We start from the raw sequence: 14,781 nt of genomic DNA, 5'->3' as shown, positions 1-14,781 counted from the left end.
CGGTGCCTCGGGCGGAGTGGGAGGGGTTGAAGTAGCGATAAGCGAAATCCTCTTTGATCCGGACCTCGGGCCGGTGATCCCGTTGCCGCCCGCTCATGACCGGGCGGCATCTCGTCGATGGTGCCGTTCAGCGCTTGGCCGGAGGCAGGCCGATGCGCCGTCCGGCAAGTTCCGGCCAGGCATCGGGCTCGACTCGGGGCAGTGCCGCGACGGCTTCATTCACTTCGCTGGGGAAGGGCGCTGGCCGGCCGGCCTGGCTGTCGATACCCATCAGCATCTGCTCGCTGGTGGCCAGCAGGTTGCCCTCGTTGTCCCGCATCTCGAAGAAGACATGCAGGCGCTTGGCATCACGCTCGAGCAGCGCTGCCTCGAGATGCAGTATCTGGCCCTCATGGGCCTCGCGGCGATAGCAGAGATGGGTTTCCAGGGTGTAGAGGGTGTACCCATGGTGGCGACGGCCGTTCTCGTCGAGGCCGAGACGGTGCATCAGTTCCTCCACCGCCAGGGAAAACGCTCGGGCGTACTCGGCATCGTTCATGTGGCCGTTGTAGTCGACCCATTCCGGGGCCACGCGGGTTTCGAGCAGCGCCATCAGATTCGTCCTTCGAGGCCTTCCGCCTCGGGCCAGTACTTCTTCACCAGGCCGAGCACCTCGACGAGGAAGTCGTCGCGGCGGCGATCGAGTTCGGCCACCGGGCGGCCCGCGGCCTGGTACTCGCAGCCCTCGACGACCTTGTCGATCAGCTCCTCGGTGAGCTCCGGGGCTTCCAGCTTGGTCCAGGGCAGCTTCAGTGCCGGACCGAATTGCTCGAGCATATGACGCATGCCCTGATCGCCACCGGCCAGGTGGAAGGTCAGGAAGGTGCCCATCAGCGCCCATCGCAGGCCGCAGCCGTAGACCACGGCGGCATCGACTTCCTCGGTGGTCGCCACGCCGTCGTTGACCAGGTGCAGGGCTTCGCGCCACAGCGCCTCCATCAGACGGTCGGCGATGTGGCCCTCGATCTCGCGACGCACCACCAGCGGGCGCATGGCCAGTTCCTGATAGAGCGCCTGGGCCAGCTCGATCTGATGGGGTTCGGTGGCCTCGCCGCCAACCAGCTCTACCAGCGGCAGCAGGTAGACCGGGTTGAAGGGGTGAGCGACGATCACCCGGCCCGGCACCCAGGCGCAGTCGCGCTGCAGGTCGCTGGGCTTGAAGCCGGACGTGGAGGAGCCGACGATCACGCCGGGTGCCGCTGCAGCGTCGATGGCGGCGAGAATCTCGCACTTGAGCTCGAGGCGTTCCGGCACGTTCTCCTGGACCAGGTCGGCGCCGGCCACCGCTTCCTCGAGGCTGTCGACGAAGGTCAGGCGGGTGGGGGCCGCTCCCTCGGCCAGGCCGAGCGCCTCGAGCGAGGGCCAGGCATTGGCGACGAAGTCGCGGGTGCGTTCGGCGGCTTCGGGTGCTGGGTCGAAGGCCACCACGTCCCAGCCCTGGGCCAGCGCCCGGGCGATCCAGCCGTTGCCGATGACGCCGGTACCGATGACGGACAGTTGGCGGCTCATGCGTCACCTCCGGCGATGCGACCGGTTACCGGATCGCGCAGCTTGAGATGCGAGCGGGTCTCGGCCGGTGTCATGACGCGGCCGCCGAGATGTTCGATGATGCCGGTGGCCTTTTCGACGAGCTGGCCGTTGGTGGCCAGTACGCCTTTCTCCAGCATGAGGTTGTCTTCCAGGCCGACCCGAGCATGACCGCCGAGCAGCGCGGCCTGGGCGACCATCGGCATCTGATGGCGGCCGATGCCGAAAGCCGCCCAGTCGGCGTTTTCCGGCAGCTTGTTGCGCATGGTCAGCATGGTTTCGGTATCGGCCTCGGCGCCCCAGGGGATGCCCAGGCAGAGTTGATACAAGGGGTTGCCGTCGATCAGCCCCTCCCGCTGAAGCTGGCGGGCGAACCACACATGGCCGAGATCGAAGCACTCGAGCTCGGGCTTGACGCCGGCGGCCTGCACCAACCGGGCGTGTTCGCGCAGCCAGTCGGCAGTGTTGATGTAGACCATGTCGCCGAAGTTCAGGCTGCCGCAGTCCAGGGTGCAGAGTTCCGGCAGCAGTTCACCCACCGGCTCGTGACGCTGGGCTGGGGTCTGGATGTCGGTGCCCGGGCCGCCGCGGGTCGGGTCCGTGGCATCGGGAATCCAGTCGCCGCCACCACCGGCGGTGATGTTCATGACGATATCGGTGTCGGATTCGCGGACGCGCTCCATCACTTCGCGGAAGTGATCCAGGGAGTGGCTGATGCCGCCGGTCTCGGGATCGCGCACATGGATGTGAGCCACGCTGGCACCGGCGCGTGCGGCTTCGATGCAGTTGTCAGCGATCTGCCTGGGAGTCACCGGCACGTTGGGGTTCTTGCCGGTGGTGTCGCCGGCGCCGGTGACGGCGCAGGTCAGGATGACGTTGCGGTTCATGGTCGGACCTCCTGTGTGAGTCTGAGAGGAGTGTCCGTGAAGATGACGATGTCGAATAAGCACAAGACGACATCGACTTGATATGATGCGCCAATCTACGGCGTGTGGGCGACGAACGTATGCTGCCCCGGCGAGGTGCCGGGGCAATGCGGGTCAGGCCTCGACGCGTCCCAGCAACAAGAACTCGATCAATGCCTTCTGGGCATGCAGGCGGTTGCCGGCTTCCTGCCAGACCACGGCGCGAGGATCGTCGAGCAGGGTTTCGCTGATTTCCTCGCCGCGGTGGGCCGGCAGGCAGTGCAGGAAGAGCACATCGTCGGCGGCGCGATCGAGCAAGGACTCGGTGACCTGGAAGCCGGCGAAGTCGGACTCGCGCTTGGTCTGTTCCTCTTCCTGGCCCATGGAGGCCCAGACGTCGGTGGTCACCAGGTCGGCGCCGTCGACGGCGGTCTGGGGATCGCGATGGATGGTCACGCGGTCGCCGGCGGCATCGAGGATGTCCTGGCGGGGCTCGTAGCCCTCGGGGCAGACCACGCGTAGTTGGAAGTCGAACTGGCGGGCGGCGTTGATCCAGGAGTGGCACATGTTGTTGCCATCACCGATCCAGACGGCGGTGCGGCCCCGGATAGTGCCGCGCAGCTCGGTCCAGGTCATGACGTCGGCGAGCAGTTGGCAGGGATGGTAGTCGTCGGTGAGGGCATTGATGACCGGCACCCTGCTTGCCGAGGCGTACTCCTCGAGTCCCTGGTGGGAAAAGGTACGAATCATCACGATGTCGACCATTTCGGCGAGTACCCGGGCGGTGTCGCCGATGGGCTCGCCGCGGCCCAGTTGGGTGTCACGCGGGGAGAGGAAGAGCGCGTGGCCCCCGAACTGTGCCATGGCCGTCTCGAAGGAGACCCGGGTGCGGGTCGAGGATTTCTCGAAGATCATGGCCAGTGTGCGATTGGCGAACGGCGTATAGGTCGGGCCTTGGGTCATCAGACCGTTCTTGATCGAAATGGCGCGCTGGATCAGGTAACGAGATTCCTCCGGACTCAGGTCGAGCAGGGTCAGAAAATGGCGGGTAGCCATGGCATCGCTCCACGGAAAAAACGACCATCCTAGCCACCCCCGGGGGGATGCGCAATGCGCCGTGCATCAGTAGAATGGCTTCATCATAAGGCCGACCAGCGTGCTCGGGTATTGCCTGATGCGATGGTCAACACGCGATTCAGAGGGAAAGCACAATGAGTACCACCGTCGAGAACATTCAGCGGCAGATCAGCGAGAACCCGATCCTGATCTACATGAAGGGCACGCCCCAGCTACCGCAGTGCGGTTTCTCCGCCCAGACCGTCCAGGCGCTGATGGCCTGCGGCGAGCGCTTCGCCTTCGTCAATGTGCTGGACAACCCGGATATTCGTGCCGAGTTGCCCAAGGTCGCCAATTGGCCGACGTTCCCGCAACTGTGGGTGGAAGGCGAGCTGGTCGGCGGCTGTGACATCGTCGTGGAGATGTACCAGAACGGCGAGCTGGAGACGCTGATCAAGGAAACCGCCGCCAAGCATCAGGACGATCAGCCGGAAGGCTGAGCGGCCTGCGTCCGGAAGATCGCCCGCCCCGTGGGCGTAAGCTCGAAGCCGGAAGAGGAACACCCCTGTAGCATGGCTGCAGGGGTGTTTTCTTCCCGCTTCTCTACTTCTTTTCTTTTTTTACTTCTTTCTTTCCTGCTTTCCTCTTCCAGCCGCGAAGCGGCGTTCTTCAAACTTCAAGGTGATGGCCTATGGCTCCTCGACCCCTTGTTCGCGTTGCGCCAGTCGCCAGCCACCGAGGTCCTTGTAGCGATTGATCATGGCGCAGAAGAGTTCGGCGGTGCGCTCGGTATCGTAGCGGGCCGAGTGGGCGGCGCTGTTGTCGAATTCGATGCCGGCGGCACGGCAGGCACGGGCAAGCACGGTCTGGCCGTATACCATGCCGGCCAGCGAGGCCGTATCGAAGCTCGAGAAGGGATGGAAGGGGTTGCGCTTGATGGCGCAACGCTCCACGGCGGCGTTGAGGAAGCCGTGGTCGAAGGCCGCATTATGGCCGACCAGGATGGCACGAGTGCATCCATGGGCCTTGATGGCCTTGCGGACCGGCCGGAAGATTTCTCCCAGCGCCTCGGCCTCGCTGACAGCGACTTGTCGACGCAACGGGTCGTCGAGGCGGATACCGGTGAAGTCCAGCGCCGATTGCTCCACGTTGGCGCCCTCGAAGGGGGTGACATGGTAAGCATAGGTGGCGTCAGGCATCAGGTTGCCTTCGGGATCCATGGTCAGGGTGACCGCGGCGATCTCGAGTATCGCGTCGCCCTGTGCGTTGAAACCCCCGGTTTCCAGGTCCACCACCACGGGCAGGAAGCTGCGAAAGCGCTGCGCCATGAGTTCGCGGGTGACCGCCTCGGTCATGCGCCTCTCCTTGTCCTGGGCACGAAAAGCTGGGCACGAAAGTCCCGAAACGCGAGAGTCTAGCATTTCGGGACCGACTCGTCCCGTCGCCGGTATTCGCGCTCGGCATGGCGCGCTATAATCGGGCTTTCACGACGCTCACCGTTCACCTAGAGGAGCTCTCAGCATGTCCGATGTCAAGAAGGTCGTGCTCGCCTATTCCGGCGGCCTGGACACATCCGTCATCGTCAAGTGGTTGCAAGAGACCTACGACTGCGAGGTGGTGACCTTCACTGCCGACATCGGCCAGGGCGAGGAAGTCGAGCCCGCGCGTGCCAAGGCCCAGGCGCTGGGCGTCGAGGAGATCTACATCGAGGATCTGCGCGAAGAGTTCGTGCGCGACTATGTCTATCCGATGTTCCGTGCCAACACCATCTATGAGGGCGAGTACCTGTTGGGTACCTCCATCGCGCGCCCTCTGATCACCAAGCGACTGGTCGAGATCGCCAATCAGACCGGCGCCGATGCCATCTCCCACGGGGCCACCGGCAAAGGCAACGACCAGGTGCGCTTCGAGCTGGGCGCCTATGCGCTCAAGCCCGGCGTCAAGGTGATCGCGCCGTGGCGCGAGTGGGACCTCAATTCCCGCGAGAAGCTGATGGCCTACTGCCAGCAGCATGATATCCCGGTGGACTTCTCCAGCCAGAAAAAGAAGTCGCCGTACTCCATGGATGCCAACCTGCTGCACATTTCCTATGAGGGCGGCAACCTCGAGGATCCTTGGGTCGAGGCCGAGGAGGACATGTGGCGCTGGAGCGTGTCGCCGGAAGCCGCTCCGGACAAGCCCACCTATGTGGAGCTGACCTTCGAGCGGGGCGACATCGTGGCCATCGACGGCGAGCCGATGCGGCCCCATGAGGTGCTGTCGAAGCTCAACCAGCTGGGTGGCGACAACGGCATCGGCCGTCTCGACATCGTCGAGAACCGTTATGTGGGCATGAAATCGCGCGGCTGCTACGAGACCCCCGGGGGCACCATCATGCTGCGGGCCCACCGTGCCATCGAGTCGCTCACCCTCGACCGCGAAGAGGCTCATCTCAAGGACGAGCTGATGCCCAAGTACGCCGAGGTGATCTACAACGGTTACTGGTGGAGCCCGGAGCGTCGTGCCCTGCAGGCCGCCATCGACGAGACTCAGAAGCACGTCTCCGGCGTGGTGCGCATGAAGCTCTACAAGGGCAATGCCACTGTGGCCGGCCGCCGTTCCGATGCCTCGTTGTTCGACGAGTCCATCGCGACCTTCGAGGACGATGCCGGCGCCTACGATCAGAAGGATGCCGAAGGTTTCATCAAGCTCAATGCGTTGCGGCTGCGGATTGCGGCGGGCAAGGGCCGACAGCAGGACTGAGCGACGTCGAGGGAGAGCGTCATGCTGAAGAAACTGTTATCCGGCCTGTTCGGCGGGGGAGCGAGGGAGTCCCGCACCGGATCGACGTCCGTCGAGGGCGAGCCGGTGGAGTACAAGGGCTATGTGATCGTGTCCCAGCCCGAGGATGTGGGCGGGCAGTTCCGCGTCAGCGGCTGGATTCGCAAGCCGGCCTCGGAGGGCGGCGAGCCACGCGAGCAGCGTTTCGAGCGCTCCGATGTGGTCCCCGGTCGGGAAGCCTGCGATGCCTTGATGATCAGCAAGGCCGAGCGCTTGATCGACGAGCTGGGTGATGCCCTGTTCGATGACGCGCGCTAGCTTGACGCTCGCATTGTCCTGCGATGAGAAACGGCGCCCTGGTGGCGCCGTTTTTCGTTCCTGCCCGTCATGATGTCCGTCGGGCGAGGCATCGACACGCCTAGCCCTCGACATGACTAGTCATCGGCGTTGCTGCCAGACAGATCGTCGACCTCGTGCGGTGCCTCCGGCAGTTCCATCACCAGGCAAGCACCACTGAGGTCGGAAGCGTCCTCGATCCATAGCCGACCGCCCAGATGGGCGACGATCCCGCGGCTTATGGGCAGGCCAAGTCCGCTGCCGCGCGGCCTGCTTCGCGTGGTGTCGGCATGGGGAAGCTGGTGGAATTTCTCGAAGACCCGTTCGCGCTCGGCTTCGTCGATACCCGTGCCGTTGTCGGAGACAGCGAGACGGAAGCCCTGCCGGTGTTGTGCCAGGTGCAGCGAGACCCGGGGAGCGTGGGGATCGGCGAACTTGCCGGCATTGTCGATCAGGTTGATGATCACCTGTTCCAGGCGATCCGGGTCGCCGATCACCTCGGCGCTGTCGACCTCGAAACAGGACGTCAGCGCGATGCCGCGTTTCTCCAGAGGGCGGTGTATCGCCTCCATGGCCTGGCGGGTCAGGGTCACCAGATCCAGCCGCTGCGGCTCCAGGGGTAGGCGGCCGCTTTCCAGGCGAGCCAGGTCGAGGATCTCCTCGATCAGGCGTGACAGTCGCTGGCTTTCCCTTACCACGACATCCAGGAAATGTTCGCGACGCTGCTGGGGAAGTTCGTGATTGTCGCGGAGTATCTCGGCGAAGGCGCGGATCGAGGTCAGGGGCGTGCGCAGCTCATGACTGACCATGGCCACGAACTCGTCCTTGAGGCGGTCGAGCTCACGCAGGCGGGCATTCGCCTCGCGCAGCTCCTGCCCGATGCGGGCAAGCTCCCGGGATTTCTGCTCGAGACGGCGGTTCATCTCCAGGGTTTCGGAGGTGGTATCGAGGATGCGCAGGATCGAGTCCAGATCCAGTGCCTCGCCGCGAACCACCGAATCGATCAGCACTCGGGCCGAGGCGTTGCCCAGGGCGCCGGCCAGGGCCTGTTCGGCCCGGGCGACCAGGGCTGTGGAGGCCGACTGGTCGTCATCGTCGGGCGCATGGTCGGCGAAGACGCGCTGGGCCGCAGTGGTGCCGAGGTAGCGGTCGAGCAAGGCGCGCAGCTCACCTCGCAGGGTATGTCCGCGCCATAGCGAGCTCTGGTCGAGCCGTGGATGAAGCGCTTCGGTGAACAAGGCGGCCTGGGCCTGTTCCAGCGGCGAGGCGCGGCTGAACAGCGAGACCCCGACCAGCAGGCCGATGTTGGCGAGAAGACTCCAGAGCAGGGAATGGGTGTAGATGTCCCAGCCTTCCAGTCCGAATAGCGCATAAGGGCGCAACCAGGCGATGCCGAAGGGGCCCTGGGCCAGAAAGTCGGCATTCAGCCAGCCCGATTGGGCGAAGCCAGGGATCAGCAGGGTCCAGGCCCAGACCAGGATGCCGGCGGACATGCCGAGTCCCGCGCCGAGTCGATTGGCGCCGCGCCAGTAGAGACCGATCAGCAGGGCGGGCGTGAACTGCGCGACCGCGGCGAAGGACACTAGGCCGATGGTGACCAGGCTGTAGGCATCGCCGATCAAGGCGTGGTAGCTGTAGCCGAGCAGTAGGATGCCGAGGATGGCAATGCGGCGAATGCCCAGCACGCGGTTGGCCAGGGACCCCGAGTGGCTGCGGTGCAGGCGCCGTGAACGCAGCAGCAAGGGCATGACCAGTTGGTTGCTGACCATGGTCGACAAGGCAATGGTCTCGACGATCATCATGCCGGTGGCCGCCGAGAGGCCGCCGATGAAGACCAGTACCGGCAGGCCATCGACGCCCGCCGCCATGGGCAGGGTCAGCACGAAGCTGTCCGGATCCTCGCCGGCGCCTCCGAGCAGGCCGGCCATGGCGATGGGGATCACGAACAGATTGATGACCAGCAGGTAGAGGGGAAACAACCAGGCGGCACGCTGGATGTGCCGTTCGTCGACATTCTCCACCACCAGCACCTGGAACTGACGTGGCAGACCGAGAAAGGCCAGGAAGGCCAGTACCAGCATGCCCACCCAGCCGAGCGCACCGCCAGGAACCGACGACAGACTCAGGGCTTCGGTGAGGGCCGGCGTGGCGGCAACTTGCCTGAAGAGGTCGGCCGGTCCCTGATAGAGCACGAAAACGGTGAAGATGCCCACTGCTAGAAAGGCGGCAAGCTTGACCAGCGATTCGAAGGCGATGGCGGCGACCATGCCCTCATGGCGTTCGCTGGCGTCCAGGTGGCGAGTCCCGAAGAGAATGATGAATACGGCCAGCACCAATGCCACCCAGAAGGAGCGGTCGGCCCAGAAACTCGTCTCGGCGGTGGCCATGGAACCTTCAGGTGCGTAGTCGACCAGCATCGCATGGCTCAGCGTGATGGCCTTGAGCTGCAGGGCGATGTAGGGCGTGGTACCGATCAGGGCGATCAGAGCGACCAGCGCACCGAGGCCGGTACTCTTTCCGTAGCGGGCGCTGATGAAGTCGGCGATGGAGGTGATGCGATGGGTGGCGGCGATGCGCACCATCTTGCGGATCACCAGTGGCCCCATGAACATCGCCAGCGTCGGCCCCAGGTAGATCAGCAGAAAGCCCGGCCCGGCTTCGGCGGCTCGGCCGACGCTGCCGTAGAAGGTCCAGGCGGTACAGTAGACGGCAATGGACAAGGCATAGACGGTAGGGGAGCCGATGACCGAGCGCCCTTGCTCGGCGCGTCGATCCCCCCAGGCGGCGATGACGAAGAGCAGCGCCAGATATCCGAAGGCGATCGCCAGGACCACGACATCGTCTCTCATGGACCTTCACTCCCCGCGCCGATCTTCCATCAAACAGGCCATCATGGCGATGACGATGCCCCAGGCCAGGAACAGATAGAGCGGTAGACCGCCCTCCAGACGATCGGCGATCAGTAGCAGCGGCGGCGTGAACAGCGTCGTGGCCAGGGCGATCAGGGCGACGAGACGCTCCTTTCGGCGCGGGGCATTCATGGGGTGCAGGCATCCTCCCGATCGAGGGCCGTCGCCTGGAAGGCCAGCGCATCCGACAGGCTCTCGATGCCACGGGCCTCGAGTCGACGCCTCAAGGCCAGCCATAGTCGGGCGGTTACCCTGGCATCGCCCAGGGCGGTGTGGCGGGTGCCGGGGGCAAAGCGCAGGCCGTAACGCGCCGCCAGGGTATCGAGGTCGTGGCCGTCGAGGCCGGGGTCGAGGGCGCGCGAAAGCAGGAGGGTATCGATTATCGGCATGTCGAAATCGGCGGCGCCGGTCTGGATGGCCAGCATGTCGAAGGCGGCGTTATGGGCCAGCAGAACAGCGTTACCGATATAGTCGCGAAAGCGCGGCAGGACCTGATCGGCCGTCGGCGCTCCCGCGACATCCCGGTCGCTCAGGCCATGGATGGCGGTGCTGGCCGGCGGAATCGGCCGGCAGGGATCGACGTGCTGCTCGAAGGTCTCGTCGGCCAGGAGCCGGCCATTGACGATACGGCAGGCGCCGAGACTGATGAGTCGGTCTCCCTCGCGCAAGGCCAGGCCGGTGGTCTCGGTGTCGAAAGCAACGATCTCGAGTTCATGCAAGGCGTGGTGGGCGCGTTCGATATCCGGGGCCGGCAGGTTGGCGATATCGAAATCGTGAAATTCCGGGCGCGGTGGAATGGCCTGGCGAGGCGCTCCGGTCCGGGGCAGCGCCGGCAAGGGCAGGCGCAACCTTGCCCCGTTACCGTCGGAAAGGCTCCAGACATCACTGGCATGCTGGCGCAGTACATCCTCGACACTGGGGGAATGAGGGAGGCGTTCGAGGCGCCGATGTCGCCAGTCTTCCAGACGGCGATGGGGCAGTGTCTCACCTTGCCAGCAGATGTCCAGGTAGACCCGGTGGTTGCCGAGACACAGCTCGCCGTCGAATTCGGCAAGGCCCGTATGTTCGGCGAGCGTCTCGAGCAAGCCGGCGAGTGCCTCGAGCAGCACCGGCGCATCGCCCTTGAGCCAGGCCGGCATGCCCACGGGCGTGATGGTCGGTGTGGTCAACCGTTCGTCCAGGGCCGACCAGAGGTCGTTGGACCAGAGCGGCACCAGACGCTCGCCCTGGCGACGCAGGGCGTCATGGGCTTCACCCAGGCGTTCCAGGCTGGCGCCCAGTGCGTCGCCTTCCTCATCGATGACGGTTTCCAGTCGCCGACGTAGTTCGGGGGAGTCGTCGCGTGGGAGGTGTGCGAGGGCATCGGCGGCGCTGATCAGGCCGGCGCCATGGCGGCGCAGCGCCGGCAGAAGGCGATCGACGTCGGCCTGGGGGCCGAATTCGCGCGCCCAGGTGGTGGTGGCGTCGGTGAGCGTCAGCAGGGTCTCGTCGCTGGTGAGCCGCCGCAGATCGACATGCAGCCAGTGCTCGTCATGCGGGATCAATACTTCGCGACAGCCACCATGCTCGGACAATGTCGCCATGATCTCGGCGAGGCCCTTCGTCGGCAACAGGTCACCGAGGGCTTTGCCCAGCCCCAGGCCCGGGTGACCGGCGAAGAGTCGCTCGGCGGCCTGGTTGTAGAGCAACAGGCGGTGGTGGCGATCGCAGAGCAGCAAGGGAGTGTCCAGCGTCTGCAGCAGGGCTTCGAGCCGCTGGCTGACCCGTGTGGCATCCCGCGCCCCTTCGGTGCGGGCATCGTCCAGCCGTCGGCGGTCTTCCTGCCAGGCAGAATGGATGCGAGCCAGGTCGGCCCCCAGGTCGCGCAGCCAGCCTGTCGGCGGTGACACCTCGGGGGCATCGGGATGGGCGGCCAGGCGGGCAAGCTGGCCTTGCAGGTGACGCAAGGGCGTGAACAGCCTGCGTTCGAGCACGAAGCCCGAGGCGAGCAGGGTGGCACCGCCGGAGAAACAGCCGAGCCACAGGACCAGGCGGGCCATGCCATGGGGCTGGTAGAGACTGTCCAGCCAGGCGGCGAAGAGTGCACCGCCGAGCAGGCCGGCGCCGCTGAGCAACAACCACAGGCCGACCAGGCGCTGGCGGCGGGGTAGACCGGATACGCGCCAGGCCATCAGGCGTCCTTGTCGAGCAGGGCTCGAACCTTGTCGACCAGCGTCCGGGTCGAGAAAGGTTTGGTGATATAGTCATCGGCGCCCAGGGCCAGGCCCTTCTCGCGTTCCACCTCACGGCCGTGAGCGGTGAGCATGATGATCGGCAGATGTCGGTGAGCGGAATCGCCGCGCAGGCGCTCGAGGACTTCGAAGCCCCCGATGCCGGGCAGGCTGATATCGAGCAACACCAGGTCGGGCGCGTCGTCGGCGATGAAACGCAGCGCGGTCTCGCCATCCTCGGCGGTGGTGACCTCGAAGCCGGCCTGTTCCATCAGAAATTCCAGCGACAGGACGATATTGGGTTCGTCGTCGACCACCAGCACACGGGCCATGCGCACTTCCTCTTGCTTCATTGTGATTGACGAGGCCTTTCTGGGCAGTCTAGTGGCCTCGCCAGGTGGGGCAAAGACGACCTTGGGCCAACACGTCCGGGGCAGGCACGGGGTCGTCGGCACCGCCGGTGTCATCTAGACTGGCGACTGCATTCGAGCAGGGAGGGATTCCATGATTCATGTTCACCATCTGGAAAACTCGCGTTCACAGCGAGTGCTCTGGTGTCTCGAGGAACTCGGTGTCGACTATGAGCTCGTGACCTATCGGCGCGATCCCGAGACGATGCTGGCGCCGGCGTCGCTCAAGGACGTGCATCCGCTGGGCAAGGCGCCGGTGATCACCGACGAAGGTCGCGATGGTCGGGCGGTGGCCGAATCGGGCGCCATTCTCGAGTACCTGGTGGAGCGCTTCGACGAGGCGGGGAAGCTGGTTCCGCCGGCCGGCAGTGACGCGCGCGAGGATTATCGTTTCTGGTTGCATCATGCCGAGGGCTCGGCGATGCCGCCGTTGGTGATGCGACTGGTCTTCTCGCGGCTGGACAAACCGCCGGTGCCGGCCTTGATGCGCCCGTTGGGGCGACAGTTCGCCAAGGGTGTCGAGCGGCGTTTCCTGGGGCCACGGCTGCGCGAGCTGGCGGGATTCTGGAACGATGCCCTGGCCGAGTCGCCCTGGTTTGCCGGCGAGCATTTTTCGGCGGCCGATATCCAGATGAGCTTTCCGATCCTGGCGCTGGAAAGCCGCGGTGGCCTCGCGAAGCTGCCGAACCTGGCGAACTTCCTGGTGCGCTGCCGGGAACGTGAGGCATATCGTCGGGCCGTTGAGCGAGGAGGCGAGTTCTCGGTGGTGTAAGCGGTATCGCCACGCTCTACGACTTTGGTCTTGTCTCCCGTGAAAATCAGTGGTTTACCTTCGTACCACGTGTGAGCGCAATGGATTCGCGCGGCGTTTCGTCGCATAATGCAAAGCTTGCTAATGAATAGTCGTTCACATTCCCGCCCCCTGTTCCAAGGAGACAACAGCGCATGAGTGCCGTGCTGCTTCTGGTCCTGGGCCTTGGCGCGATGGGACTCGGGTATCTCGTCTACTCGAAGTTCATCGCCGAAAAGGTCTTTCGCCTGACCGCCGATTTCCAGACGCCCGCCCATGAGTTCGAGGATGGTGTCGATTTCGTCCCCACCAATCGCTACGTGCTCTGGGGTCACCACTTCACCTCGGTCGCCGGGGCGGCGCCCATCGTGGGGCCGGCCATTGCGGTGATCTGGGGCTGGCTGCCGGCCTTTCTCTGGGTCGTGCTGGGTACCATCTTCTTCGCCGGGATACACGATGCCGGCGCGGTCTGGGCCAGCGTGCGCAATCGGGCGCGCTCGGTGGGAGCGCTTACCGGCGAGGTGGTCGGAGCACGGGCGCGAAGCGTCTTCATGATCGTGATCTTCCTGCTGCTGCTGATGGTCAACGCGGTCTTCGCGGTGGTGATCGCCGGCTTGATGATGGACTTTCCCTCGGCCGTGGTGCCGGTGTGGGGGGCCATCCTGGTGGCACTGGTCATCGGCCAGTTGATCTATCGGCGGATCGTCGGGCTCGGGCTGGTGTCGCTGCTGGGTGTGCTGGCGCTGTATGCGCTGATCGGCATCGGGCCGTCGGTGCCCGTGCATATGCCCGCCGAGGTCGGGTTCATGCCGGGCAATGCGATATGGATCCTGATCCTGTTCGGCTATGCCGCCATCGCTTCCCTGCTGCCGGTCTGGATGCTTTTGCAGCCTCGCGACTACATCAACGGCCTGCAGCTGTTCATCGGGCTGATCATCCTTTACGGCGCGATTGCGGTGCTCAACCCCGAGATCGTTGCGCCCGGCATCAACAGCAATGTGCCGGCCGGGACGCCCTCGCTGTTCCCGCTGTTGTTCGTGACCATCGCCTGCGGCGCCATTTCCGGGTTCCATGGTCTGGTCGCTTCGGGCACCACCTCCAAGCAGCTCAACAACGAGAAGGATGTGCGCTTCGTCGGCTACTTCGGTGCCGTCGGCGAAGGCATGCTGGCGCTGGGCGCGATCCTGGCGGCCACCGCCGGCTTTGCCAGCCTCGGTGACTGGCAGGCAATGTACGATGCCTTCGGCCAGGGCGGCGTGAATGCCTTCGTCGAGGGCGGTGCCTTCATCATCCATAATGGCATCGGTATTCCGGAGGCCACGGCGGCGACGCTGCTGACGGTGATGGCGGCGCTGTTCGCCGGTACCACCATGGATACTGGCCTACGGCTGCAGCGTTATATCTTCCAGGAATGGGGGGAGATCTATGACCTGGCCTGGATGAAGAAGCCGGCGATCGCCACACTGCTGGCGGTGGGGAGCTGCCTGGTCCTGGCCTTCGGGGCTGGCGCCGATGGCTCCGGCGGGCTGATCATCTGGCCGCTGTTCGGTACCACCAATCAACTACTGGCGGGGCTGACGCTGCTGGTCGTCTCGGTGATGCTGGTGCGCAAGGGGCGTCCTGTCTGGTATACCCTGGTGCCTCTGGTCTTCCTGGTGATCGTGACGGTGCTGGCGCTGTTGGCCCAGTTGAGAAGCTTCTACGAGGCAGGCAACTACTTCCTGCTGGGGCTGGATATCGTGGTGCTGATCGCTTCCGTCCTGGTGGCCATGGAATGCACCGCGGCGATCAAGCGTCTGCGCGGCGAGGCCCAGGCGGCAGCGAAATAAGGCAGGAGGG

14 protein-coding genes are annotated in these 14,781 nt (G+C 65.0%); 5 read left to right on the top strand and 9 right to left on the bottom strand.

What is annotated here, in order from left to right; genetic code table 11:
- Positions 1-127 precede the first annotated feature (127 nt).
- The 4 genes from A9O65_RS13265 to argF form a co-directional block, all read right to left on the bottom strand.
- Positions 128-592, bottom strand: coding sequence for a thioesterase family protein (locus A9O65_RS13265; protein ID WP_064702335.1), 465 nt, complete (start codon positions 590-592; stop codon positions 128-130).
- Entirely contained in the window at positions 592-1,548 is a 957-nt protein-coding gene (locus A9O65_RS13260; protein ID WP_064698561.1) for an L-carnitine dehydrogenase, read from the bottom strand. The genes A9O65_RS13265 and A9O65_RS13260 overlap by 1 nt, the downstream gene beginning before the upstream one ends.
- Positions 1,545-2,453, bottom strand: coding sequence for a beta-keto acid cleavage family enzyme (locus tag A9O65_RS13255; RefSeq protein WP_064698560.1), 909 nt, complete (start codon positions 2,451-2,453; stop codon positions 1,545-1,547). The genes A9O65_RS13260 and A9O65_RS13255 overlap by 4 nt, the downstream gene beginning before the upstream one ends.
- 153 nt (positions 2,454-2,606) lie before the next feature.
- Positions 2,607-3,527 (bottom strand): ornithine carbamoyltransferase, encoded by a 921-nt coding sequence (gene argF, locus A9O65_RS13250; protein WP_064702334.1) that lies wholly within the window; start codon positions 3,525-3,527, stop codon positions 2,607-2,609.
- Positions 3,528-3,682: 155 nt separating this feature from the next.
- Between argF and A9O65_RS13245 the strand changes: the two genes are divergently transcribed.
- The gene (locus A9O65_RS13245; RefSeq protein WP_064698558.1) at positions 3,683-4,027 is read left to right on the top strand and encodes a Grx4 family monothiol glutaredoxin; all 345 of its coding nucleotides are present in this window, start codon (positions 3,683-3,685) and stop codon (positions 4,025-4,027) included.
- Positions 4,028-4,216: 189 nt separating this feature from the next.
- Here A9O65_RS13245 and rnt read toward each other — a convergent pair whose 3' ends face one another.
- The gene (rnt, locus tag A9O65_RS13240) at positions 4,217-4,882 is read right to left on the bottom strand and encodes a ribonuclease T (RefSeq protein WP_064698557.1); all 666 of its coding nucleotides are present in this window, start codon (positions 4,880-4,882) and stop codon (positions 4,217-4,219) included.
- Between the two features lie 166 nt (positions 4,883-5,048).
- Between rnt and A9O65_RS13235 the strand changes: the two genes are divergently transcribed.
- Both A9O65_RS13235 and A9O65_RS13230 read left to right on the top strand, forming a co-directional pair.
- Positions 5,049-6,269, top strand: a complete 1,221-nt coding sequence (locus A9O65_RS13235) for an argininosuccinate synthase (RefSeq protein ID WP_064698556.1) — start codon at positions 5,049-5,051, stop codon at positions 6,267-6,269.
- 21 nt (positions 6,270-6,290) lie between these two features.
- Positions 6,291-6,605, top strand: a complete 315-nt coding sequence (locus A9O65_RS13230) for an HlyU family transcriptional regulator (RefSeq protein ID WP_064698555.1) — start codon at positions 6,291-6,293, stop codon at positions 6,603-6,605.
- A gap of 116 nt (positions 6,606-6,721) precedes the next feature.
- Here the strand turns inward: A9O65_RS13230 and A9O65_RS13225 are convergent, their stop codons facing one another.
- From A9O65_RS13225 to A9O65_RS13210, 4 genes are read right to left on the bottom strand one after another with little or no spacing between them, the layout of a single operon-like run.
- Complete coding sequence (locus A9O65_RS13225; RefSeq protein ID WP_064702333.1) at positions 6,722-9,472, bottom strand: sensor histidine kinase; 2,751 nt, start codon at positions 9,470-9,472, stop codon at positions 6,722-6,724.
- A gap of 6 nt (positions 9,473-9,478) precedes the next feature.
- The gene (locus A9O65_RS13220) at positions 9,479-9,664 is read right to left on the bottom strand and encodes a hypothetical protein (protein WP_064702332.1); all 186 of its coding nucleotides are present in this window, start codon (positions 9,662-9,664) and stop codon (positions 9,479-9,481) included.
- A complete protein-coding gene (locus A9O65_RS13215; protein WP_064702331.1) occupies positions 9,661-11,703 on the bottom strand; it encodes a 3'-5' exonuclease in 2,043 nt (680 codons plus the stop codon). Before A9O65_RS13215 ends, A9O65_RS13220 begins: the two co-directional genes overlap by 4 nt.
- Entirely contained in the window at positions 11,703-12,074 is a 372-nt protein-coding gene (locus tag A9O65_RS13210) for a response regulator transcription factor (protein WP_064702330.1), read from the bottom strand. Before A9O65_RS13210 ends, A9O65_RS13215 begins: the two co-directional genes overlap by 1 nt.
- Before the next feature lie 172 nt (positions 12,075-12,246).
- Here A9O65_RS13210 and A9O65_RS13205 point away from each other — a divergent pair, with 172 nt between their 5' ends.
- Complete coding sequence (locus tag A9O65_RS13205) at positions 12,247-12,924, top strand: glutathione S-transferase family protein (protein WP_064698550.1); 678 nt, start codon at positions 12,247-12,249, stop codon at positions 12,922-12,924.
- A gap of 173 nt (positions 12,925-13,097) precedes the next feature.
- Positions 13,098-14,771: a carbon starvation CstA family protein gene (locus A9O65_RS13200; protein WP_064702329.1), complete on the top strand. Its 1,674-nt coding sequence runs from the start codon at positions 13,098-13,100 to the stop codon at positions 14,769-14,771.
- The last annotated feature ends 10 nt before the right edge of the window (positions 14,772-14,781 follow it).

Source organism: Halomonas caseinilytica (assembly GCF_001662305.1).
Classification (GTDB): Bacteria; Pseudomonadota; Gammaproteobacteria; order Pseudomonadales; family Halomonadaceae; genus Halomonas; species Halomonas caseinilytica.
This window is presented reverse-complemented; position numbering and strand designations above follow the sequence as displayed.